Here is a 22,932-nt window from a genome sequence, read left to right as displayed (position 1 = left end):
TAGTGAAATTTTTCCGAATATCATTGTGTGTCTCCCGGTTTGCAACTACCCGTAGGTGTTCCAGCAATTAGTAACTGCACTGACAGCTTTCCGAATGCTGATTAATAATACTGAATAAGCCGCCATTCACTTAACTGGAAAAGAGCATCTCCCCCGTTCGCTGTGACATTAATCCGATAATAGCGATACGCTTCGTCATTATTGATGTTGAAGCGACGGGTCTGATTACGTCCTGAGAACAACTCATTGGTTTGTACATCCAGTTCCACCCAATCCGTTCCGTCATTTGATCCACTTAACACCCAACTACGGGGGTCTCGTCCTGGGGCGTCATTGCCGGATGTCAATGTGTATGCGTTTACCACCTCCGGAGTAGTGAACATCAATTGCATCCAGAATTGGGGCGAGTAATCAAAGGTCAAGAATTTCGTGTTGTAATCATTGTCAATCAATTTTTCAGAACCCTCTGCTGCGTTTGGCCCTCCCCTATTTTCATCACTAACCGATACCGACGACAAGCCAGTCACGTCGCGTTCTCTCGTTACGATGCTATCAATCCTGAACCACGCTGTAGCCAATTCATTATCGAGTATACCGCCTGACACGGACACCATAGTGATGGGTAGCATGTACTTTTCATTAACGTCAAGCATGTTACTTTGCACGGACACTGCAAGCGGTTCTGAATTGGATTTGCCGGCTGGTATTGTTGCGGCCAACCCCGAAACCTGATAGCTATTTTCGGGCAACGGGATATAGTTGGTTTCATGTTCCGCATTATATTCCGCAATACGGCTGATATCCAACTTGAAGGCTACGCGGATGTCCGCTTCCGGATAATTAACACCACCGTAAGCCGCACCGAACACAATATCCTGTGCTTCATCTACCCGTGCCAGGCGCATCTGCGCACGATTACCCACGGCTTGGGGCATGTAAATATACCCTTCATGTTCGCTTAATGGTATTTCATCCTTTAAACAACCTCCTAAACTAACCAATGCTACTGTAAAACAAATAAGCAGCAAAAATTTATATGTAACAGATTTCATTTTAGTTATATTTTTTAGCCGACATTACCATCCCGGATTTTGCACCAACTCCAGATTAATCAACGTTTCATCATGCGGTATAGGGAAGAAATAATCCCGTTGGTTGAACCGCCTTACTTCCAGTTGGGTGCGCTCATAGAAAGCTTCACCGTTGGCCGCCAGGTTCATCCCATAGAAAGGACCGCTCATTTCCTGTTCAGCGATTTTCCACCTGCGGATATCGAAATAACGTACATTCTCGAATGCCAATTCTACCTGCCGCTCCTTGCGAATAGCTTGCCTCATCGCTGATTGTCCGCTCGGTACAGGCAGCCCCTCCGTGCCGTAGGCAGGTATTCCCGCGCGCTCCCGGATCAGGTTCAGGTATGTGAGGATATCCGGATGATCAGGTTGGTACTCATTCAGTGCCTCTACATAATCAAGGTAAACATTAGCCAATCGTATATACACAAACCCGCGATCATTGCCATTGATATGAACATTTTTCCGGATAATATAACCGGTAGGCGTTACGTCGCTGTCACTATTTATCCTCCCGGAGTTTCCTGAAAACTCCATAACGGTCAGGTATTCCCGGTCGGCATTGGGTTGATTCAGCCATAGGCTATTGTTATACGTCACCCCTACGTAAAAACGAGGTTCCCTATTAACCCATTGGTTATAGGTACGCCGGGGTCTTGTATCGAAAGGTGCCTGAAATTCACTGAAGCCGTCCCTTAGATAACCGGAAGCGGGGTCGTCGATGGAACGCCCATTAGCAGTGAAATAAGCATCAACCATTTTTTGAGTAACTCCCAGTGCGCCGCCGCCCCTTATCTCGGTAGGTGCACCGGCATGATAAGGTGTCCGGTCATACTGGGTGTTATTCTGTGAGTTTGCTCGCGCATAAATCCATTCTTTATTCCAGTCTACGGTCATTACATTGCGGGTAGACAGGTAGGGGTCGTAACCACTTGGACCATTTTCGCGGTATAGATCATATGTATTAGGCACAAATTCATCGATAAATTCTTTCGCGGCATCCGCAGCAATCTGCCATTTTGCAGGGTCATAGCTCTGGCTCACCAGTTGAGTACCATCCTTATTCCTGAAACCGGCCAAATCGGTATTGCCGTTATAAAGCGGACTGGCGGCCAGGAGCAGTGCCTGCGCGCGATAAGCCAGCGCCGCCCCGCGAGTCACACGCCCGTACTCGGCGTTTATCGGCGTTACAGACAGATTTGCAGCCGCCATTTCCAGCTCTTGAGTGATATATGCGATACAATCGTCCAATGGGCTCCGCGGAATCTGTTCATCCGCTAATGGTGCATCAGGCGGAAGCATGTCATATAAAATAATCACCGGACCATATATTCTCACTAAGTTATAGTAAAAAATTGCCCGCAATGCACGTGCTTCAGCTTTGTATTGTGCCTTCATGGCCGGCGACAGCTCTTCAGTAGCGTCGTCTATCTGTTCAATGAAATATGATGCATCACGGATACCCCGATAGAAGTTGTTCCAGATATTGCTGACTTGGCTATTAGTTGGATTCCATGTACTAAAATTGATATTATTCGCATAGTTGAAATCCCAATTGTATTTTCCTTCGTCTGATGCCGCCGTCCAGGGCCCGGCATTTTCGGTCGCCACAAACCGCTGCCGCGCCTCATTGGGCAATCGATAATAAACCATCGCGAGGTAGCGTTCGGTATTCGTTCGGGTCTTAAAGATATCTTCCAACGTCAGCCGGTCGTCCGGCACCTGATCCAGGTAATTGCTGCAAGCGCCTAACAGGTTTACTGCCAGCAGACCAATCATTATGTTTTTGAGAAGTTTCATTGCTGCTATATCTATACTCTGATTAGTAATCTTTTATTTATTAAAAACTGGCCTGAATGCCCAACGTGATGGTGCGTGTATTCGGATAGGCTGTCCCGTTTGATGTGTTCAATTCCGGATCCCAAAGGTCAAACTTACTCCAGTAAAACAGGTTTATACCCTGCAAATACAAGCGACTGTTGCTTACCCCGACTTTTGAAAACCAGTTATCAGGAAAATAATAGCCAATATCCAGATTCTTCAGCCGCAAAAAGCTAATGTCCTTTACCCACCAAGTGCTGGCCACCGCATTGTTCCGGTTGGCAGAGTTCCCATAAGCCAGTCGTGGATAGAAAGCATTGGGGTTAGGGTTTTCCGGTGTCCAGCGGTCCTCAGCAATGGCAAAAAGATTGCTACGATCCGCCCCGGTAGAATTATTGAATGGGATAATACCATCACCACTTAGCAAGCGGTCAGCTTCGGCCACACCTTGGAAAAAAGCTCCGAAATTAAAGCGCTTCCAAGCTAAATTAAAACCGAAACCATACACATACCGGGGTACGTCTCCATTACCAATCCGTGTACGGTCAAAGGCATCGATCACACCATCGCCATTGAGATCTTTATACTTAATATCTCCAACCCTTACCGTGCCCAATGACGACTGATCCGCACTGTTAGCGATTTCAGCTTCGCTTTGGAACAACCCTTCGGCTATGTAACCGAATCGCGACAGGTAGTTGAATCCCCTGCTTTCCAGATACCTGAAAGGCTGGGCTGGTTGGTCGTTTTCAATGACTTCATCACGATTATACGTTAGTGTGCCACGGAGCGTCAACGCGGTTGCTCCTATATTTATCGGAGCACTTTCCAGGGTCATGTCCACCCCCTTGTTCTCGATGACTCCAAGGTTACCCCAAGGATTATTCAACAGCCCAACGAAACCTGCCAGGCCCTCACGCTGAAGGAATACTCCTTCTCTCCGCTCCTTAAAGAAATCCACCATCAAGCTTAGCTTCGAATTCAATGTGGTAACTTCCAGACCAAGATTCTGTTTATGGGCCTCGGCCCAGGTCACGTCCACACCATAGTCGCCCACAGCCAAGCCATTGTATCTGCGATTGTTGGTGCCATTGCCAAATGTAAAACGCTCTCCATCGTTGTTACCATACTCATTGATGATTGTCAAGTAACCAAACCTTCTTCCACCGCCGGATGCTCCAACCAAGCCATTTGAATAACGTATTTTGAGGTTCTGCACAGCATCACGCATCCCCTCAAAAAACGGCTCGCTGGAAACGACCCAGCCAACGCCGAATGAAGGGAAAAATCCAAACCGGGCTTCCGGCGCAAAGTTCTCTGAGCCATTATAACCGAAGTTCACCTCCGCCATGTACCTGTTAGCATAGGTATAGTTCAGCCGTCCGGCCAGACCAAGCATCCGGTAAGGGATAGATGAGGTCAGATTACCCGCAAATGCATCCACTTCGCTCTCCTGGTTATACACCAGTGCAGCGGTAACATAGTGCTCCGTTCCGAACGTTCTGTTGTAATTAACTGATCCCTGCACATAAAAACTCCGGCGCCCGCCGTTCGACCGGCTATATCCGAGGTTATCCGTACCCTGATAGGTTTGTAGCAGGTTCAATGTACCGTCCTCGTTATACGGATTATTCAGATCAACAAACCAAGTACTACGGCGCCGGGCTCGATTGATAGTTTGCGTATTATTGATATCAAAGGCAAATAATCCCTGAACAGAAAGGCCCGGCACCCAAAAACCCAAGTCTTGTGTTACTCGGGCATTGGAATATACCTGATTGCCAAATATATTTTGGAATCCCCGCTGTGTAATATCAGCATACGGGTTACGCTGATCCCCATTAGGGCTGATTCCTGGCACAAAGCCCCCTGGATACATCACCGGATACAAAACCGGGTTGATCTGCATCATCTGCCCGAAGGCATTCCCCGGCGTTTCTCCAGGATAATTGGTATTCGTGATATAGCCTTGCACACCTACGTCAAATTTGGTGGTCGCTGTCAAGTCCATATTCACGTTTGAAGTAAAATTATATCGTCTGAACCGCGTATCGGAGTTGTAGCGCTGCAGTCCGTCCGTTTTCAACAAACTTTGGTCATCCACATATGCCAACGAAACGTAGTAGCGTGCTCGTTCGGATCCGCCTCTTACGCTTACATTGGCCCTCCTGAAATTCGACACATCATTAAACAGCTCCTCCATCCAATTGACGTTCGGATACAATAACGGGTCTATACCACTGGCCGTATTCTGAATATATTCTTCCGAATAATAAGGTGCAAGCCCGGTGGCCATCATGGCTTCATTTCGTAGCCTCATGTAGGTGATACCATCGGTCAACTGTGGTGTTTTGGTAAATGCAGACACTCCTTGGTTATAGTTGACACTTAACTGCGGTTTTCCTATACGGCCTCCTTTGGTAGTAATCAGAATGACTCCATTCGCACCATCTACGCCATATACTGCCGTAGCAGCGGCATCTTTTAGTATACTGAAGGACTCAATGTCTTCCGGATCAAACGCATTGATATCTCGTCCCATTACCCCATCCACAACGATAAGCGGTCCAGCCGGATTAGACGCATTAAACGTCGAAATACCACGAATCCATAAATCGGCATCATTCTGGCCCGGCAATCCGGTACGCTGTACCCCTACCAATCCCGCAATTCGGCCAGCAAGCGCCGCGCTGAGGTTAGTGACCGGTTGTTTCAACTCATCCACTTTTACAGTAGACTGCGCACCTACAAGGCTGATTTTACGCTGTTGGCCAAAACCCACTACTACCACTTCATCGATACCCACATTAGACGATTCCAACACAATGTCAAATACTAAGCGATCGGTCACCCCAAAATGATAATCTTCATAGCCAACATAACGGGCCACTAACGAGTCGCCTTTAGCCGCCGTAAGCGAAAACTGCCCTCGCTCATCGGTACTTGTTACCGTTTCCGTGCGCAGGTTAGTAATGCTTACCCCTTGTAAAGGGGTTCCCAGGTTGTCTTTAACGGTTCCGCTAATAGCGATTTCTCCTTGCTGCGCTGTCTGCTGACCGATAGCCAACTGAACACACAGAGACAACAGAATAGCTAAACCGTTTCTGCAACAATATTGTATCTTTTTTTTCATAATGTATTACGTTAGGTTACGCAATGACTCAAAAGAATCGGTTAATTCACGGTCGTAAAAGTAACCCAAACAAGCAGGCATCGTTGTTAATCAAAACCTAATGATTTGTTAACAAAATCCAAAAGCACTATTTTTCGTTTCAAATAGACTTTAGATATGAAAAGTACAGGCATGACGTTACAGCTTCTGCATGATAAAATGTTAACAAAAAGCAAACAAAGCGTTAATGCTTTAAGAAGCTCCCCGAATATCCATAGATTCGCTGAAACAGTTATCATTCCCCCTCGAATAGAGGTTATGAGCCAATGATTATGGAATATTCGTTACGGATACATAAAGGTGTCTCGCTGTTCGGGTTCATCCTGCTCATTGGCGTGTTGTTTTACCTCACCTACAATACGTTCAAGCTTAAAAATGCGCAATTCCAGCTTGCCGAAAAAGCCATTATCAACGAATGGTATACCGGACTTGTACGCAACGACAAGGTGTTCCCTGGCGGTATAACTATCATTAATCGGTATCTAATGGGCAATATCCATGCATTGGAGTCGATGTACCTGAAAGACACCCTGGCCTTCGAACGTACCAAAAATGCCGTCTTAGATAGCATGTTCGTCGAACTGAGAGAGGCGAACCCTATGGATAGTTTATTCGCGGCTTTTAAAACAGCGTCGCGTTTGGATCAGGATTTAAATTACTTACTGACCATCAATGCCGTACAACTAGTGTTCAAAAACTTCAGTGTTGTAAAAATCTATAATCAAGGCTTCCACTATCCACCGATTCCGGACAGCTTAAATACTGCCAATGGTCTGGTGGTGGGCGGTTCATTGAAAACTCCCCTCCCGCAAAACCGCGTGACAAGCTTAACCGTCAGTTCGCCTGACGACTATAATTATTGGATTACGTTTTCGTTGCACGCTGACCAAAATAACCGGACGTGGCATGTCATCAAGTTGATGCTGCCTACTTTCCTACTCGCATTATTTGCCATTGCCTGTACAGTGTCCGTTTACTATATCACATTTCGTAATTGGCTACGGCAAAAAAAACTTGCCGAAATGAAATCAGATTTCGTAAATAGCATCACCCATGAGTTCAACACCCCGCTTTCTACCATTATCGTAGCAAACAAAAACCTGCAAAACGAAGAGATACAGCGCAATCCCTCCAACATCCAGCCACTCACAAAAATCATTGAACGTCAGTCGCTTCGTCTACAGAAATTATTTGATCAGGTACTCGACATCACAACGATGGACAACTCGTCGCTGCAAAAAGAGCCTTTTGACCTCGGCCAGTTGCTTCAGGAAATTATCATGGACTACGGCATAAAGGTTTCAGAACAACACGTTAACATTACGTTTAGGTCTTTACCCCGACCGGTTACGGTAGAACTAAACAAATTCTTTTTTACGACGATGATGTATAACCTGTTTGACAATGCGGTGAAACATAATCGAAACACCCAAAAATCCATTTCAGTATCCATCGATTCAACAGGACCAATCGTCCACCTCACCGTAGCGGATAATGGGAAAGGAATTGCAGACGAAGAAGCAAGACACGTATTTGAAAAATTCTACCGTGCGTCAAAGGTGGGCGACCAAAGCGTTACAGGGCTGGGATTGGGCTTATACTATACGTATCAATGCATCAAAAGCCATGGATGGCAGATTTCAGTAACCAGCGAAATTGACGTCGGCAGCAAATTTGTTATCACCATGCAGCTAAAAGAATAACCGGTAAAACAACACAATCTTCAATTAAAAAAACGTATATTAATGGCGTTTTTTCTTCAACAGGATAACGGGTTCTATGAAAACAAAACTACTCTACGTAGAAGACGAAATAGACTTGGGAAATGTAACCAAACAGTACATTGAAGCCAAGGGGTTCGATGTGGAATGGTGTACGCAAGGGGAAAAGGCATACCAAGAATACGTCAAATACACCAATTCCTATCGTTTAATCATCATTGACGTCCAGTTGCCAGACATCAACGGTTTTGACCTTGCCCGCCAGATTATCGGCCAAGACAAAAACGCTTATTTTCTGTTCTTAACCGCCAGGAAAGAGAAAAAAGACCGGCTGATGGGCTTGGATATGGGCGCCGTAGATTACATTACCAAGCCTTATGATATCGATGAGCTCGTGCTGCGCATCCGCAATATCACCCGTCGGGCGGAGCAGCTCGCAACGGCACATCCCGAGGCCGCGGCAAACCATATTATCCGCATAGGCAGCATCACGCTGAACAAAGAATCGCTCCGCATCACCATAGACGATCAAACCAAAACCACATTAACACTGCGCGAAGCGGAGCTGCTGGAATACTTGTACGCCCACCGTAATTCCATCGTTAAGCGCGAAGATCTGCTCATCCGATTCTGGGGCGAAAATGATTATTTCATGGGGCGCAGCCTTGATGTGTTCATTTCCCGCCTCCGCAAGCTGCTGCGGCATTCTGCTTCGGAAGTAAAAATCGAAAACATCTATGGCGTGGGGTTCATCCTGTCCGTGCCGTCATAGCACCACAAGGTCTTCAATAACCACCTGTCCCACGTGCTCGTTCATGCGGCCGATGATTTGGGAGCGCATCAACAGGAGTTCATTCTTGATGACCGACGATTCTACTTTGACAAACAGTTTGCGGTCACGGATGTAAATCTGCTTGGTGCGGTTGGCAATGGCACTCCCCATCAGCTCAGGCCAGGCAGACAGCAGTGATGTTTCATCGAATTTACGGCGCAGCTTATATACGTCGAGCATTTTCTCGATAGCTTCCTTGATGGTCATGTCATTGCCCCTGCGGCTCATCGTCATACAGTTTTAAAGGTTGGTTAACCATGCCACGGCTGATGTCGAACACCCGTATCTTCCGGTCTATTTCATCAAATATACGGCTTATACGCACCGCATCGGTATCAGTGAGGAATATCTGGCCGAAGTCATCTGCAGACACCATCTGCATCAGTTTGCGCGTACGCTGTTCATCCAGCTTGTCAAAAATATCGTCGAGCAGCAGCAGCGGTTTAAAGCCCTTCTGCCGGTGCAGGAAGCTGTACTGTGCCAGCTTCAGCGCGATAAGGAACGATTTCTGCTGCCCCTGCGAACCGAACTTCTTCAGCGGCATATTGCCGTGTATGGAAAACAGCAGGTCGTCTTTATGGATACCCACGGTGGTACGCTCCAGCAGGCGGTCGCGCTCCAGGCTCTGCTCCAGCAGATCGGCAAAAGCGGCCTCCATTAACGGCGATTCATAGACAAGCGATACCTGCTCGGCCGTTTCCGTGAGAAACCGGTAATGCCGGTCAAATTCAGGGATAAACTCAGCCATAAACGCCTGTCGCTTCTCAAATATCGGGATGCCCGTGTCCACCAGCTGCATGTTCAGCACCTCCAGCAGCCCCTTATCCAGCACCCCGCTTTTCGCGGCTTGCTTCAACAGGCTATTGCGCTGCACCAGGCAACGGTTATAAGCGATTAATGCATCGAGGTATCGCAGGTCGGTCTGGGAAATCACGTTGTCCACAAAGCGCCGCCGTTCCTCACTGCCGTCCGTCACGATGGCCGAATCGTTCGGCGAAATCATTACCAGCGGAAATCGGCCGATGTGATCGGCTAAGCGTGTATATTCCTTCTTGTTTCTTCTGAATTGCTTTTTCTGGTTGCGTTTGAGGCTGCAGGCAACCACGTCCGTCCTCCCTTCCTGGTCAAATTCGCCCTGCACCATAAACCAGTCTTCACCCTGCTTAATCTGCTGGGAATCTATCGGGTTAAAATAACTTTTGCAGAGCGATAGGTAATGGATGGCGTCAAGCAGGTTGGTCTTGCCTGCACCGTTGCTGCCCGTAAAGGCGTTCGCTTCGGGAGCGAAGTGGAGCGTGGCTTCGGTATAATTCTTGAAATTCAGTATGGACAGTTGTTTCAGCCACATACCTACAAAGGTAAGGTTTTTGCCGGCTATTCTGCTGACGACTTGATTTCTTCAAACTCCACGAATTCCCCGGCACGTTTGGCGCCCCGCTTAGATTTGGCCTGTGGCGGTACGTAGTCTATCCGTATTTCGCCGTCAGGCTTAGGCTGCCGGCCTCCCCGTTGCTGTTGTGTTCCGCTATGGCGCTGGTACTGACGCTGGGCATCCTTCATCATCCGCTGTGTCAGCTCGCGCATCACCCAGGGGAAAAGCAGCCGTGCCAGCACGCGTATCAACCACAGGATGGCTATCGCTATCAATAAAAACTTCAATAATGCAGTCATATCACAAACATACAAAAAAAAGGTTAAGCACCCTTTTCTCAAGGGCATTTTAACCAACTTTAACGAATGGCTGACAAATTACGCTTCGCCTTTGGCTTTCTTGACGGCTTGCTTGAGTTCTACCGGCCGCTGTGTGCCAATCACGTAAACCAGTCCGTCACGGTCGGTCAGCCATACGGCATCCCTTCCGCCTGCATAAAACCGTATCCGTCCCTTTGTATGGAGGTTATATACAGGGTTATTGATAAAAAATCTGCTGTAAGGTTTCGCCTCCACCTTCACAATACTGTTCAGGTCAATCTTCACTAAGCGGGTTGTCCACAGCCCGCTTAGTTTCACGCTGCCTTCTTCAACGGTAATGCGGTATTGCAGCATGTACATCATCACAATGGAAACAAACAGGATGGCACATCCCACCAGCAGAAACAATTGACTTTCGCTTTCCCGGTCGATGTTGATGTAGTAGGCGATGAAGCAAAACAGCGCCAGCACCAGCCGCACGCTCACCCAGCTGCGGTCGCGCCCCATGTATTGGTTTTCTATAAAAATCGGTTTTTGCTCCATCGGCTCAAAAATATGCTAAAGTAACCACTTTTTTTGTTTTGCCTGTAATTTTATAACGTTCGTCCATCCGGTAGGGGGCTACCCACAGGATGTCATCGTTGCCGTTCACCACAATGGGTACCGCAGCTTTACGGTATGCCGGTATCTTCAACGACACCAAAAGGTCACTCAGTTTCTTGCGCCCCCCCATCCCCAGCGGGTAAAACGCATCCCCTTCCTGCCATGTGCGTATGCATATGGGAAAAACAACCTTGTCGGCGTCCAGCTGCACCGCATGGGGTTCACGCCGGATAGCCGTATCCGTCGTCACGTTCACCGCAAACCGGTGTCCGCCCCAATATACTTCTTTCCCCGGCTCAGTGATAATCGCGGCTCCGGGAGCAGGCACCGCCGTGCGACGGAGCACCAGCTTCCCCCGGTCGATGTGCAGCTCGTATGCCGGGGAAGCGAACCACTTTCCCGGCGTGCCCGGCAGCGTGCGGGCCACATCGGCCATCACGGCTTCCGTAAACCCATAAGGGCGGAACAGCTCATACAGCAGAAACGGAAGCGGATGCAACGCCATCAGGCCGGCAATGGAAATATGCCACTCGTTATGGCGGACCTCAAAGAGGCTGCTCCGCAACCCCTCAACATAGCCATGCAATACCGTGCAGGCGTCCGCAAAACGTGCCATGTTGGCGGCCATCGTGCGCTCCAGCTCGGGGTTCAGTTCTCGGAGCCTGGGAATGACTTCCAGCCGGATCTTGTTGCGGGCATACTTGGTGGAAAAATTAGAGGCATCGTCGCGGTAAATCACGCCAAGGCGATGCACATGGGCTTGTATTTCCTCCGCGCGCAGGAAGAGCAGCGGCCGGATGATATGGTCGCGCCGGGGCTGTATACCCCGTAGCCCCCATATCCCCGTTCCCCGCACCAGGTTAAGCAACAGCGTCTCCGCATGGTCGCTCTGATGGTGCGCCACGGCGATATGGTCGTATCCCTGGGCGGCCCGCACCTGCTCAAACCATGCATACCGCAATTCCCGGGCCGCCATCTGGATGGAAATACCGTGCTCCCGGGCATGGCCTTCGGTATCAAAGGCCGTCACATGAAACGGCACACCCAAGCGTTCGGCCAATTCAGCTACGAGCAGCTCGTCGGCGTCAGCCGCTTCGCCCCGCAACCGGAAGTTGCAATGCGCAAGGCCTATCGCGTAGCCCGCCTCCGCAAAAAGGTGAGCCAGCAGCACCGAATCTTTGCCGCCGCTCACCGCAACGAGGATACGTTCATGCGGTTGGCACAGTGCTTGTTCATGCACGTATTGGATAAAACGTTCCTGTAGGCCCATACGCCCAAAGGTATAAAAAAACAATGTTTTTGGTGTTCGTGAATGCAATGCATTTTACCTAAGTTTGCCCCGTGAAGAAATGCCTGTTGCTCGTCTCGCTGGCCATGATGGCCGCTTTGTCCCTGCACGCACAGCAGGGCAACGTGCTACGGCTCATCTCTTCCTCATACAGCCGCGTCAACCCCTCGAAAAACCTGACAATCCATTACCGGCCCGTGTATGAACACAACGGCTCCACCTTATCGGCAGACAGCGGGTACCTCTATAAAGACAACGAGGCACGGCAGTTTTTCGAAGCGTTCGGCAAGGTCATCATCACCCAGCCCAACGGCACGGTTATCTATGCCGATAAGCTCCACTATACGGTAGATACCCGGCTGGCCACACTCACCAACAACGTGCGCATGGTAGACGGCAATGCCGTGCTCACCACCAACTACCTTACTTACAACATGAACACCCACGTGGGCACCTATACGGGGGGCGGCCGCATCGTCAACACTACCGATACCATTACCAGTCGCAACGCCTATTATTTTGATAATACAAAAGACGCTTATTTCCGTCATAACGTGGTTGTCCGCACACCGGATGTAAACATCTTTACAGACACCATGCGCTATAATTCGGCAACCAAAATGACCTATTTCTACGGTCCCACCAACATCAAGGGTCATGGCGGTGAAAACCTGTATACCGAACGTGGCGAATACAATACCGAAACAAAGCAGGCCTGGTTTGATCACAACAACCTCTACACCGAGGGAAGCCGCTTTCTGCGGGGCGACAGCCTGTATTACGACGGACAGGTGGGCGTCGGCAGGGCGGTCAACAACGTGGTATTCATTGATACGGCCGACCAATTTTTTGCTTACGGCGGCATGGGGTTATATCGTAGTGACAACGAATCCATCACCATGACCGAACGGCCGCTTGTAGTCACCGTCACACGCAACGACACGACGGCTTCCGATACCTCGGCCGTAGGTAGCATCGCAACACCGATAGATAGCGTCGCAACACCGATAGATAGCGTCGGCGCCCCTTCACTTACCCTGCCGGATACCGATACGCTGGCGCGATCCGCCGACAGCCTCGGCATGCCGCCGGCCAGCCGCCCGGCTGTCGATACTATCTACATGACGGCCGATACGCTGTTCTCCCAGCTCATCCGGCTGAAAGATTACGTGCCCAAGGTGTTCGACCTCGACCGCGAAGGGGGCGAAATCATGGACTATGAAGATCAGGATTACGGCGAGGATCCCCTGGATCCGGACGACGCCGGTTTAACAGACACCGCCGCGGCAGCCATCGGCTTAGACGCGCTGCAGCAGCCTCCTGCCGCGGATTCCTTGGCGGTGCAGCCCGATACCGCATCGCCTGTGCCTGACGGTACGCCGTCGCCGCCCGATACGCTGCGCGCACCGTCCGATAGCTTGGCGATTGCCTATAAAGACTCGGTGGCGGCAGATCTGGCCGCCAAAACGGACGCTGCCGTCCTGAACACCCACATCCAGCGGGTAGAGGCTGTACCGTTGGCTACGCAGCTCGGCCATGATGCCCTCGCAAAGAACCTGGTGGCCGATAGCCTGCTGCGGTCGCAGGTCGTTATCCCATCCGGCGGAGAGGCAGACAGCCTCATGGCCGAGGCCGCCGCGGCGCTTTTGCGCCCTGCGGTCAAGGATACGATCCCTAAAGATTCGTTGGCCAATGACACGGCACGTACCCGTATCGTCAAGGCCTATTACAATGTCCGGCTTTTTAAATCCGATCTCCAGGCGGTAGCCGATTCTGTATACTACGGATATCCGGATTCGATGATGCGCTTCTTCGGCCGACCCATGATATGGGCGCAGGGGTCGCAGATGACGGCCGACACGATTTATATGCAAATACGCAATGAACAGCTGGACAACATGCTGTTCGTGGGTAATGCCTTTATCGTAAATACGCAATTAGATTCCAGCAAATACAATCAGGTCAAGGGCCGCCAGATCACCGGCTTCTTTAAAAACAATGAACTGGAGCGGATGTTTGTCGATGGTAATGCCGAAAGCTTGTATTACCTGGTGAATGACAAGCGGGGAATCTTCACTGACATGTACCATAGCCGTGCCAGCCGCTTCAAGATCCTGCTGGATAGCAATGCCATTACCCATTTCATCCCTATCCGCCGATTGGACAGCAAGTTATACCCCATTCATTTGATTCCGCAGGAGGCCGAAATACTGGACGGCTTTGTGTGGAAGCCCGGCGACCGCCCCACTTCCAAGGAAGACCTCCTTGCGCGGCAGCGCCCTCCTGCCGATGCCGGCATAGCCATACCGGCCGATACCGCCCGCACAGACACCACGGGTGGCCGCCCGTTAACCGGGGAGGATCCGCCGCCTACCGAACTGTCGCCTTCGGAGAATGCGCCAGATATACCTGACGGTACCGATCGGCCGGATACGCGCAACGATGCGGCCTTACCGCCAAACCGGCGGAACGCAGCACCGCAGCGCGCGCCGCTGTAAGAACGTCAGCTGCCTGATACCAGAGATACCAGGTTACAACCGTTCAAGCAGCCACCGGGGCGCTATGCGGTAAATCCATGCCACCAAGCGCCACCGCTTGGTCACGTAGATAACACGCTTGCGGCCGGCCAGCCCCTGATGAATCTGCCGGGCCGCACGTTCCACATCGGCCTCCCAAAACCGGTTCGGCATACCCGCTACCAGCTTTGTCTTAACGAAGCCGGGCCTGATATCCGTCACCCGCACCTGCCCGCCGGCGTTCCGCGCCTTTTGCTGCAATCCCTCCAGATAAGCTATCTGAAAGGCTTTGGTGGCGCTGTATGCCGGCGCCTGCCGGCTCCCGCGCGTGCCCGCCACAGAGGTTATTGCCGCCAGCTGCCCGCCGCCGCGCCGCGATAGTTCATGATAGGCCCACACCGCCAAACGTGTAAACGCACGCACATTCAGTTCCACCGTCGCGCGTTCAAGTTCATAGTCAAGCGGTGGGTTCATGGCCCCTCCGCCCGCACTGATGACAATAACGTCAACACCGCCCAGGGCGGCAATCAGTGCTTCCAGGCGGTCCGTGCAGTCCGCTTCTTCCGTAACGTCAAACGCCGCTGCCACCACCCTCCCCGGATGGGCGGCAACCAGCGTGTCCAGCAATTCCTTCCGGCGGCCCGTAACCCCCACCGTCCAGCCGTTGCGCACATATATTTCGGCCAGCGCACGGCCAATGCCCGAAGTTGCCCCGATAATGATAATCCTTTGTTGGTCCATATGCATAAAAAAACCACCTACCGGAAGGTGGGTGGTCGTTACAATAGCTGAAAAATGAATTAGATCCGTTTTACATTTACTGCGTTTAGGCCTTTTTGGCCCTGCTGTACTTCAAATGAAACATCGTCATTCTCACGGATACGGTCTTTCAACCCCGATGTGTGGACAAAAATCTCACGTCCGCCGTCGTTGGGGGTGATGAAGCCGAAACCTTTGGTTTCATTGAAGAATTTTACTACGCCTTCCTGCATGGTAATGGAATAAAATAAAAAAATTAATTAATTGGTATAAAGATAACAATAAATATTTGAAAACCAAGTTTTTTTATTTTTAATCCTAGCGCGGCCGGTCATGTTATACCGTTCCGCAGCGTGAAACAAAACGCTGCCCCCTGGTTCAGCCCGTTGCTCTCCACCCACAGTTGCCCGCCTTCGGCCTGCACCAGTTTTGATGCTTTGAACAGGCCTACACCCAACCCGTTCTGCCAGGGAAGCGCGTTTCTCGTAGATTTATAGTATTTCGCGAAAATTCGGGTCTGCTCATCTTTGCTGATACCTACCCCCCTGTCGGAAACCATGAATTTTACCACCTGTTCGTTCAACGTCGTGGCTGAGAGGGATACCGACTGTTCCACCGGCGAAAACCGCACGGCATTTTCTATCAGGTACTTCAGGATTTTCTTGGTGGTCGAAACGCTGGCACACGCCCTGATCTGCTCGGGCACGGCTACCTGCACTGCCTGGCCCAGGTTCATTTCAGTAAGCACTTCATCCACCACGTCGGCACAGGTAAAGCTATGCTGGCTCACCGGGCGGGGCGGCTCAAAAGAAGCGACGTCCAGTAACTCCTCCACCAATTTTGAAAGCTTGCGGGTGTTCGCGTTCATCTTCGCTACCAGTTCCTGGCACTTGGCATAGTTACCTTCCCTGAGCTCCTTTTCAATCACCTGCCCATAGGCCATTACCGATGTCAGCGGGGTGTTGAACTGGTGGCTTACCACAGAAATGAACCGGTCGCGGGCCTTCTTTTCCCTTACCTGATCGGTCACATCATATGCAATTACCGCTACACCCTGGATTCCTTCGCTTGCCGTAACCGCCCTAAACGAAAAGTCGTAGTAAAAAGTGGTCAGCTTGCCCTTTATATAATGGTAGGCCTTCGCGGCGTTGCCCCGCATCGGGATACCCGTGTCGAGCACTTCGCGCAGCATCACCGGAAAGGGCTGCTCGATGATCTCCGGGATGGCCTCTTCAAGCGGCTTCCCGATAACCGATTCATCCCTGCCCCAGGCTGCCAGCATAGACGGATTAGCCATCTCGATGCGCAGCTCCCGGCCGGTCAGAAAACACATAGGTAAAGGCGAAGATTCGATTAACCCTAAATAAATGTCTGTCATCTCCTGTTTTGTATCTGGAACCAACGGCTGTATGAAACCAATGGTTGTAGGTTACAACAACAAAACCGAAAGGATGTTCAGAAAAATTTCAAAAGTTGCACGATCACCTCCCCGGTGCTTCCACGCTAATTTCCGTTACAGAAAACGGCTGCCTTACGGCGGCATGCGCCGCTTGCCGGGCCACTTCCGCTGCGGCAGCGTTTACCCCCTCAGGGCGGTACTTCGCTGTTGGTGCGGACCGGCCGTAGAGCGACTCGAACCACGTACAGGCGGCGATAAACCGTCCGGCATGCAGGTCAAGGTGGTATCCGTCGCGGGTCAAACGATCGCCCAAAAAGCTCGTGCGTGCATTCTGTATCGCGGTGCCGCAGGGAATCAGCAGATCAAACGGAGCCAGCGTCTTCACCTTTGCGGATGCCTCCATGATGGCCCGGTACATGGTTTGTTGGTCATTGTCATAATTGGCAAAGCCTTTATGCGTAGAGGTCGCCTCGTATGCCCAGGTCTGGTGCCAGATATACTTCACGCTTCCGGCGGTCACGCTGTCAATATACCGGTGCAGTTCCGGGATGGGCTCCGCATACGTCTCAAACTTACCCGAGTACGTGCTGGCCTGCTGCAAAGACACGTAATCCCAGCGTTCGTCCAGCAAAGCCGTGCGTATACTGGTTTTCTCGGCCGTGCTTTTTTGGCCGTCCGCGTCAATTTTCCGGTAGCTGTATACCGCCTTGTCGCCCCTAACGTTTCTCAGGTGCAGCGCCAACGGAGCGCCGCCGATATACATGTTTCCGATAATCAGGATTTTACCATCAGCCGCCGCCAGCTCATGTAAATATTGCTCCACGGCGTCCTGCGAAAAACTGTTGCCTATGGCCAACACCCGTAACGTGTCGGGTTGGCTTGCCGGTTGTGCGTGGAGGCTGAGCGCCGCCATGACAAGCGCTATCCACAGCAATCGATGAATCTTTAGCATGCCCAATGATAGGAAAAAAAACGGTGTTGCCAAAATTGGCCCGTCAAACAGCCGCCAATCAGCCAACGAATTGTCCGGCGCTAAAAAGCGAAAAGCCCGGCGTTTTGGGATTACCGGACTTTTCTTATCAACCTAAACCTGATTTTTTTTAGTCAAAAGTCATGCCAAAATCAAAAACATTTAGTTTAACAGCCCCTTTTCTTTTCGTATTTTTACCGCTTGTTTAACCGGCATACCGGTAATATCTGTAAAAAATGTTTCGGCACACAGGACACAGGAGAAATTACAAACATAACCTCAGGCTCGCAGCCTTGTTATGCCTTACGGCAGGTATGGTTAACGTTGCTGGATTGTTGGCTTTCCAGGTGCTTACCACCAATGTAACGGGCCATGCCGCGTTGCTGGCCGAACACCTCTCGTTAGGGCATATCACTGCTTCATTCACCATTATTGCATGGCTATTGCTGTTTCTTGCCGGTGCATTCTTTTCGGGAATATGTACACGGCTGGCCGGCGCTAACAGCCGCCATTCCTATACTATTCCCATCATTGTTGAATTCGTACTGCTTATTTCAGTAGGGCTATTAGCTGCCGGGGCCAAAATACCGGCCAAAAATGCGGGTTATTTTGCCGGAGCCCTCCTTTTTGCGATGGGCGTGCAGAATGCGCTGGTCTCGGCTATCTCCGGTTCTGTCGTCCGGACAACCCACCTCACCGGCATCTTCACCGACCTGGGAATCGATCTTGCTGAATGGGCTACCGTCAAGGCGGCCAACGTCTCCCGGTTAAAAAAACGCATCATATTGCGAATAGTGATTATTACCTCATTTATCCTCGGCGGAATCATCAGCGGCTTTTTATTCATGAAACTGCATTTCCGTACCTTCTATATTTCTGCAGGCATATTGACATTCACCCTTTTTTACGATGCATTCCGCATAAATCTGCAATGGTGGCTCCGCCGGCGTGTTAAGCCCTTAAAAAGGACTGCCTCAACAAAATAATCAACTGAAAAACAAGGATATACCACCAACGCGTAATCGATATGCAAAGGTTACTGAATATTTTAAACATTTTTGCCATACCGATTATATGACATGAAGATAAGCATACTCCTTTTAATCTGCACAGTGCTGCAACTCGGCACCGCTTACCCGCAGGCCGGAGACGCCTGGCATGCCCAATGGATTACCGCGGCCGAAAACCAGAACGAAAGCAACACCTGGCTGGCTTTCCGCAAGGTGTTCGCGGTGGATTCCGTACCCGCGGGCGCCGTGGCGCGTATCGCTGCCGACAGCAAATACTGGCTGTGGATCAACGGGCGGCTGGTGGTTTTTGAAGGTGGCCTGAAACGGGGCCCTACGCCGTCAGACACGTATTATGACGAGGTCGATATCGCGCCTTACCTGAAGCAGGGCGAAAACCTTGTGGCCGTTTTGCTCTGGTATTTCGGCAAAGACGGCTTTTCGCACCTGAGCAGCGGCAAGGCGGCCCTGGTCTTTGAATGCGCGCACGAACAGGTCGGCCTGTATAGCGATGGCACATGGCAGGCCGTTGTCCACCCCGCTTTTGAAACCGCTCCCGGCACCAAACCGAACTACCGCCTGCCGGAGTCGAACATCCGGTTTGATGCCCGCCGCGATATCGGCAGCTGGACACAGCCCGGCGTCACCGGACTGCGCGGTTTCCAGGCGGCCAAAACGCTGGGAAAACCGCCCGTAGCACCCTGGAACAAACTGGTGAAACGCCCCATCCCCCTGTGGAAGGATTACGGGTTGAAAGATTATGCCGCCATTGAAAAAATCAGCGGCGACACGCATGATACCCTGGTGTGCAAGCTGCCCTACAATGCGCAGGTAACGCCCTGGCTCCAGATCAATGCCAGCGCCGGCCAGCAGATTGAGGTGTTCACCGATCACTACATGGGCGGGGGTACACCCAACGTCCGCGCGGAGTACATCACCAAAGCGGGTTCCCAGGCCTACGAAAGCATCGGCTGGATGAACGGGCATCATGTCTATTACGTGGTACCCAAGCAGGTCGAAGTCGTCCGCTTGCTATACCGCGAAACCGGCTTCAATACCGCATTCGCCGGCCGGTTCTCCTGCAACGACCCTTTCTTCAACCGGCTATGGGAAAAAGCCGTCAGAACGCTGTACGTTACCATGCGCGATACGTATATGGATTGTCCCGACCGTGAACGCGCCCAGTGGTGGGGCGATGTGGTCATCGAGAGCGGCGAAGCGTTCTATGCCCTGGATTCACCAGCCGCTTCGCTGACCAGGAAAGGCATCCTGGAACTGATCAACTGGCAGCGGCCGGACGGGGTGATCTATTCGCCCGTACCGGCCGGCAACTGGGATAAAGAACTTCCCGGGCAGATGCTGGCCAGCATCGGCTATTACGGCTTCTGGAACTACTACCTGAATAGCGGCGATAAAGAAACCATCGCGGAGGTCTTCCCCGGTGTCCGGAAATACCTGGAGGTTTGGCAGTTGCTGCCCAACGGCACGCTGGCCGAGCGCCAGGGCGGCTGGTATTGGGGCGACTGGGGCACGCAGCCCGATAAGCATCTGCTGGTTAATGCCTGGTATTACCTGGCATTGAAAGGCTATCGCCATATGGCCGAGCTGCTGGGCGAGCAGGCAGTGGCCGCCGCCACGCAGGAAAAGATGGCGCAGTTTTCGGAGGCCTTCAACCGGCAGTTCTGGGATGGCAAGGGCTACCGCACCGCCGCTTACGAAGGCACTTATGACGACCGCGCCCAAGCCCTCGCCGTGGTGTCCGGCTTGGCCGATACCAGCAAATACCCGGCATTAAAGCACATCTTCGAAACGGTCTTCCTGGCCAGTCCGTATATGGAGAAATACGTGGTGGAGGCCCTGTTCCATATGGGGCACGAGCAATACGCCATGCAACGCCTGCAATCGCGGTTTGCCGAGATGGTAAACCATCCCAGCATCACCACACTCTGGGAGGGCTGGGGCATCGGCGAGGCAGGGTACGGCGGTGGTTCCACCAACCACGCCTGGAGCGGTGGCGGCCTCACCATCCTGGCCCAATACGTGGCCGGCATTTCGCCCGTTGAGCCGGCATTCAGGAAATTCAGGGTAGCACCCAGGCTGGGCCCGTTAAATCACGTAGACATTGTTGTCCCCACGGGTTATGGCGAGATAAAGGCCGCCGTTACCCAAGCGTCAAAAACGTTTTCCCTGCAGCTCACCGTGCCTGCCGGAACCTCCGCCGAAGTGCATGTTCCGGCCGTTTACCGTATTGTCCGTGCCAATGGCAAGAAAGCGGCCGGGCCGGTGCTCCATTTACCGCCCGGCACGCATCGGTTGGAAGGCACCGCGCCGTGAGCCACGCAGGCACCGCGGGGTGCAAACATCGCCGGTCGCTGAACTGAAGCAACCGGCGATGTGGGTAATTGTCGGCCGTCGGCGGTTTACAGCACCAGCTGCAAACCCACCGTGCCTCCCAGGTAAATAGACTGGCGTTCCGCCAGGCGCTGCCGTTCCCAGAGTTCCCATCCCGCGCGGACAGCGCCCTCCCGCGTGTTTGCGCTCGCATAATACACCCCCGGGCCGCCGAAGATCTGCACATGGCTGCCCAGCCGCAGGGCTGGCAGCAAACGCAGGCCGCTTCGGTAATATTCATGGCCTTCAAAATCGGTGGCAAAAAGGTGGCCGGTCTCCATATCCAGCCTGAACGCGTTGCGCTCCACCAGGCTGATGCCCAGTCCGCCCTCCGCGGCATAGCGCCGTTCGGGATGCAGCGGACTGACACCGGCCGCTACCAGGCCATAAAGCTTCCTTCCGCCGGAGCGGAAGCTTACCATCGTAAAAAGGTTTTCATCCGTCGATATTCCCACCCGCTTTTCTCCGTTCCTGACGATGTTGATGATGGCTATGGGGTAATCGCTGCTGTCTGCAATATTCAGCAAGCCCGCAATCTGCACGCCGCTTACCTTGCCCGCTTTGTTCACCACCCCGCCTATCTGCACCCCCTGCACATGGCCGGCCACATTGACCACGCCGGCAACCTGCGCTCCTTTTACGCTGTCGGTCACGTTGGCCGTCCCGGCCAGCTGCACCGGCGCACGCCCACCAGTCACGTTCAGTACACCGGCAAACTGGGCACCGCCCGCCATGGTATGGGCCCGGTTCATGACGCCGGCCAGTTGCACGCCCTTGAGTTCGCCGCCCACCCCGTTAAACACGCCCGCCGCCTGCACGCCGCTGGCGTCGCCTTTCACCGTGCCCGCCGCGCCGTACAGGCCCAGGCCTTTCTCGCCTCCGGATACGCCCCACAGCGCATGCAGGCTGAAATGGTTGGTGTATGCAGCGGCTTTGTCGCCATGGGTGCTCAGCGGGTACAGAATACCCACATGGGCCGGACTGGTTTCCTGTGCAGGCAACAAGCTGGAGCAGCACAGCAGGGTCAACAGCCCCGTGATATGACGTAACTTCATAGATGCCCCTTATTGAATCTTGAATCCCACAGAAAACCCGAGTACGCCGGTTTTCTGTTTCAGCCCTTCGTTGATATCGGTCAGCCCGCGGCTGTAGCGCACATCAAAGGTAGCCCGGCCCAGGTCCACCCCGGCGTTGAGCACGCCACCCACCGTAAACCGCCTATAACTGGTAGCTTGGGGCGCAACGGGCGTATTCAGGTTCAGGTTCACGTCAGGGCCGGCAGATACCCGCAGGTTCATGTTACCGTTACTGATGATGCGGTATCCCGCCATCAGGGGCACATTCAGTTGCCGGAATCGGGGCTCATAAACCTGCCCTTCATAAGAAAATTCACTGCTGAACGACGTGTAATTCACCTCGGGCTGAAAGTAAAAGTCGTTGCCCGTGCGGGCAAACAGCCCAACATGCCATCCGGTCTTTCCAGACGCGTCGCTTACCGCGCCAGCGCCGCTGTGCAGCATTCCGTAATTCACGCCTGCCTTCACGCCCAAATCGAGGGTCTGACCTGTGGCCACCTGCGTGCCTGCCAGCCCGGCCAGCATCGCCAGGCATGTTCCGATAGTTTTCATCTTTTGCATGTCTTTAATCATTATTATGTTGTTTTGATCATAAGACAGCAAACGCCCGCG

General features: G+C 52.1%; 19 protein-coding genes. 5 read left to right on the top strand and 14 right to left on the bottom strand.

Annotated features, from left to right (window positions below; all coding sequences use genetic code 11):
• Window positions 1–101: 101 nt before the first annotated feature.
• From BM030_RS08325 to BM030_RS08315, 3 genes are read right to left on the bottom strand one after another with little or no spacing between them, the layout of a single operon-like run.
• Window positions 102–1,052, bottom strand: a complete 951-nt coding sequence (locus tag BM030_RS08325) for a BT_3987 domain-containing protein (protein ID WP_090973133.1) — start codon at window positions 1,050–1,052, stop codon at window positions 102–104.
• A gap of 24 nt (window positions 1,053–1,076) precedes the next feature.
• Window positions 1,077–2,873 carry a RagB/SusD family nutrient uptake outer membrane protein gene (locus tag BM030_RS08320; RefSeq protein ID WP_090973132.1) on the bottom strand — a complete coding sequence of 599 codons (1,797 nt, stop codon included), beginning with the start codon at window positions 2,871–2,873 and terminating at the stop codon, window positions 1,077–1,079.
• A gap of 40 nt (window positions 2,874–2,913) precedes the next feature.
• Window positions 2,914–6,027, bottom strand: a complete 3,114-nt coding sequence (locus BM030_RS08315) for a SusC/RagA family TonB-linked outer membrane protein (protein WP_090973131.1) — start codon at window positions 6,025–6,027, stop codon at window positions 2,914–2,916.
• Between the two features lie 311 nt (window positions 6,028–6,338).
• Here BM030_RS08315 and BM030_RS08310 point away from each other — a divergent pair, with 311 nt between their 5' ends.
• The gene (locus BM030_RS08310) at window positions 6,339–7,769 is read left to right on the top strand and encodes a sensor histidine kinase (RefSeq protein WP_170845672.1); all 1,431 of its coding nucleotides are present in this window, start codon (window positions 6,339–6,341) and stop codon (window positions 7,767–7,769) included.
• A 76-nt stretch (window positions 7,770–7,845) separates the two neighbouring features.
• Complete coding sequence (locus tag BM030_RS08305) at window positions 7,846–8,559, top strand: response regulator transcription factor (RefSeq protein ID WP_090973129.1); 714 nt, start codon at window positions 7,846–7,848, stop codon at window positions 8,557–8,559.
• Here BM030_RS08305 and BM030_RS08300 read toward each other — a convergent pair.
• From BM030_RS08300 to tilS, 5 genes are all read right to left on the bottom strand, one after another.
• Window positions 8,554–8,853: a DciA family protein gene (locus tag BM030_RS08300; RefSeq protein ID WP_397235459.1), complete on the bottom strand. Its 300-nt coding sequence runs from the start codon at window positions 8,851–8,853 to the stop codon at window positions 8,554–8,556. The genes BM030_RS08305 and BM030_RS08300 overlap by 6 nt on opposite strands.
• Window positions 8,828–9,967: a DNA replication/repair protein RecF gene (gene recF, locus BM030_RS08295; protein ID WP_090973127.1), complete on the bottom strand. Its 1,140-nt coding sequence runs from the start codon at window positions 9,965–9,967 to the stop codon at window positions 8,828–8,830. Before recF ends, BM030_RS08300 begins: the two co-directional genes overlap by 26 nt.
• Before the next feature lie 26 nt (window positions 9,968–9,993).
• Complete coding sequence (locus BM030_RS08290; RefSeq protein WP_170845671.1) at window positions 9,994–10,290, bottom strand: DUF4834 family protein; 297 nt, start codon at window positions 10,288–10,290, stop codon at window positions 9,994–9,996.
• A 78-nt stretch (window positions 10,291–10,368) separates the two neighbouring features.
• Window positions 10,369–10,854 carry a hypothetical protein gene (locus BM030_RS08285; protein WP_170845670.1) on the bottom strand — a complete coding sequence of 162 codons (486 nt, stop codon included), beginning with the start codon at window positions 10,852–10,854 and terminating at the stop codon, window positions 10,369–10,371.
• Between the two features lie 4 nt (window positions 10,855–10,858).
• On the bottom strand, window positions 10,859–12,184 hold the full coding sequence (gene tilS, locus BM030_RS08280; protein ID WP_090973124.1) for a tRNA lysidine(34) synthetase TilS: 1,326 nt from the start codon (window positions 12,182–12,184) through the stop codon (window positions 10,859–10,861).
• Between the two features lie 71 nt (window positions 12,185–12,255).
• Between tilS and BM030_RS08275 the strand changes: the two genes are divergently transcribed.
• Window positions 12,256–14,700, top strand: a complete 2,445-nt coding sequence (locus tag BM030_RS08275; RefSeq protein WP_090973123.1) for an OstA-like protein — start codon at window positions 12,256–12,258, stop codon at window positions 14,698–14,700.
• A 33-nt stretch (window positions 14,701–14,733) separates the two neighbouring features.
• Here BM030_RS08275 and BM030_RS08270 read toward each other — a convergent pair whose 3' ends face one another.
• From BM030_RS08270 to BM030_RS08255, 4 genes are all read right to left on the bottom strand, one after another.
• The gene (locus BM030_RS08270) at window positions 14,734–15,459 is read right to left on the bottom strand and encodes an SDR family NAD(P)-dependent oxidoreductase (RefSeq protein WP_090973122.1); all 726 of its coding nucleotides are present in this window, start codon (window positions 15,457–15,459) and stop codon (window positions 14,734–14,736) included.
• A 59-nt stretch (window positions 15,460–15,518) separates the two neighbouring features.
• Complete coding sequence (locus tag BM030_RS08265; protein ID WP_090973121.1) at window positions 15,519–15,710, bottom strand: cold-shock protein; 192 nt, start codon at window positions 15,708–15,710, stop codon at window positions 15,519–15,521.
• 98 nt (window positions 15,711–15,808) lie between these two features.
• A complete protein-coding gene (locus BM030_RS08260) occupies window positions 15,809–16,855 on the bottom strand; it encodes a sensor histidine kinase (protein ID WP_090973120.1) in 1,047 nt (348 codons plus the stop codon).
• A 103-nt stretch (window positions 16,856–16,958) separates the two neighbouring features.
• Complete coding sequence (locus BM030_RS08255; protein ID WP_170845669.1) at window positions 16,959–17,828, bottom strand: DUF4886 domain-containing protein; 870 nt, start codon at window positions 17,826–17,828, stop codon at window positions 16,959–16,961.
• Between the two features lie 254 nt (window positions 17,829–18,082).
• Here BM030_RS08255 and BM030_RS08250 point away from each other — a divergent pair, with 254 nt between their 5' ends.
• Both BM030_RS08250 and BM030_RS08245 read left to right on the top strand, forming a co-directional pair.
• Window positions 18,083–18,832, top strand: coding sequence for a YoaK family protein (locus tag BM030_RS08250; RefSeq protein WP_090973118.1), 750 nt, complete (start codon window positions 18,083–18,085; stop codon window positions 18,830–18,832).
• Between the two features lie 93 nt (window positions 18,833–18,925).
• Window positions 18,926–21,187, top strand: coding sequence for an alpha-L-rhamnosidase-related protein (locus tag BM030_RS08245; protein ID WP_090973117.1), 2,262 nt, complete (start codon window positions 18,926–18,928; stop codon window positions 21,185–21,187).
• Window positions 21,188–21,273: 86 nt separating this feature from the next.
• Here BM030_RS08245 and BM030_RS08240 read toward each other — a convergent pair whose 3' ends face one another.
• Window positions 21,274–22,299, bottom strand: coding sequence for a hypothetical protein (locus BM030_RS08240; protein WP_090973116.1), 1,026 nt, complete (start codon window positions 22,297–22,299; stop codon window positions 21,274–21,276).
• 9 nt (window positions 22,300–22,308) lie between these two features.
• Entirely contained in the window at window positions 22,309–22,881 is a 573-nt protein-coding gene (locus BM030_RS08235; RefSeq protein WP_170845668.1) for a porin family protein, read from the bottom strand.
• Window positions 22,882–22,932 lie beyond the last annotated feature (51 nt).

Source organism: Parapedobacter composti (assembly GCF_900112315.1).
Classification (GTDB): Bacteria; Bacteroidota; Bacteroidia; order Sphingobacteriales; family Sphingobacteriaceae; genus Parapedobacter; species Parapedobacter composti.
Note: the sequence above shows the minus strand (reverse complement) of the source record. Positions and strands in the feature narration are given on the sequence as shown.

What these genes read in the sequence shown, in the direction of transcription:
- BM030_RS08315 (WP_090973131.1), bottom strand. Translation starts at nt 6,027, where the DNA reads ATGAAAAAAAAGATACAATATTGTTGCAGAAACGGTTTAGCTATTCTG.
- BM030_RS08255 (WP_170845669.1), bottom strand. Translation starts at nt 17,828, where the DNA reads ATGCTAAAGATTCATCGATTGCTGTGGATAGCGCTTGTCATGGCGGCG.
- BM030_RS08305 (WP_090973129.1), top strand. Translation starts at nt 7,846, where the DNA reads ATGAAAACAAAACTACTCTACGTAGAAGACGAAATAGACTTGGGAAAT.
- BM030_RS08325 (WP_090973133.1), bottom strand. Translation starts at nt 1,052, where the DNA reads ATGAAATCTGTTACATATAAATTTTTGCTGCTTATTTGTTTTACAGTA.
- BM030_RS08250 (WP_090973118.1), top strand. Translation starts at nt 18,083, where the DNA reads ATGTTTCGGCACACAGGACACAGGAGAAATTACAAACATAACCTCAGG.
- tilS (WP_090973124.1), bottom strand. Translation starts at nt 12,184, where the DNA reads ATGGGCCTACAGGAACGTTTTATCCAATACGTGCATGAACAAGCACTG.
- BM030_RS08265 (WP_090973121.1), bottom strand. Translation starts at nt 15,710, where the DNA reads ATGCAGGAAGGCGTAGTAAAATTCTTCAATGAAACCAAAGGTTTCGGC.
- BM030_RS08310 (WP_170845672.1), top strand. Translation starts at nt 6,339, where the DNA reads ATGGAATATTCGTTACGGATACATAAAGGTGTCTCGCTGTTCGGGTTC.
- BM030_RS08320 (WP_090973132.1), bottom strand. Translation starts at nt 2,873, where the DNA reads ATGAAACTTCTCAAAAACATAATGATTGGTCTGCTGGCAGTAAACCTG.
- BM030_RS08270 (WP_090973122.1), bottom strand. Translation starts at nt 15,459, where the DNA reads ATGGACCAACAAAGGATTATCATTATCGGGGCAACTTCGGGCATTGGC.
- BM030_RS08290 (WP_170845671.1), bottom strand. Translation starts at nt 10,290, where the DNA reads ATGACTGCATTATTGAAGTTTTTATTGATAGCGATAGCCATCCTGTGG.
- recF (WP_090973127.1), bottom strand. Translation starts at nt 9,967, where the DNA reads ATGTGGCTGAAACAACTGTCCATACTGAATTTCAAGAATTATACCGAA.
- BM030_RS08260 (WP_090973120.1), bottom strand. Translation starts at nt 16,855, where the DNA reads ATGACAGACATTTATTTAGGGTTAATCGAATCTTCGCCTTTACCTATG.
- BM030_RS08285 (WP_170845670.1), bottom strand. Translation starts at nt 10,854, where the DNA reads ATGGAGCAAAAACCGATTTTTATAGAAAACCAATACATGGGGCGCGAC.
- BM030_RS08245 (WP_090973117.1), top strand. Translation starts at nt 18,926, where the DNA reads ATGAAGATAAGCATACTCCTTTTAATCTGCACAGTGCTGCAACTCGGC.
- BM030_RS08300 (WP_397235459.1), bottom strand. Translation starts at nt 8,853, where the DNA reads ATGACGATGAGCCGCAGGGGCAATGACATGACCATCAAGGAAGCTATC.
- BM030_RS08240 (WP_090973116.1), bottom strand. Translation starts at nt 22,299, where the DNA reads ATGAAGTTACGTCATATCACGGGGCTGTTGACCCTGCTGTGCTGCTCC.
- BM030_RS08235 (WP_170845668.1), bottom strand. Translation starts at nt 22,881, where the DNA reads ATGCAAAAGATGAAAACTATCGGAACATGCCTGGCGATGCTGGCCGGG.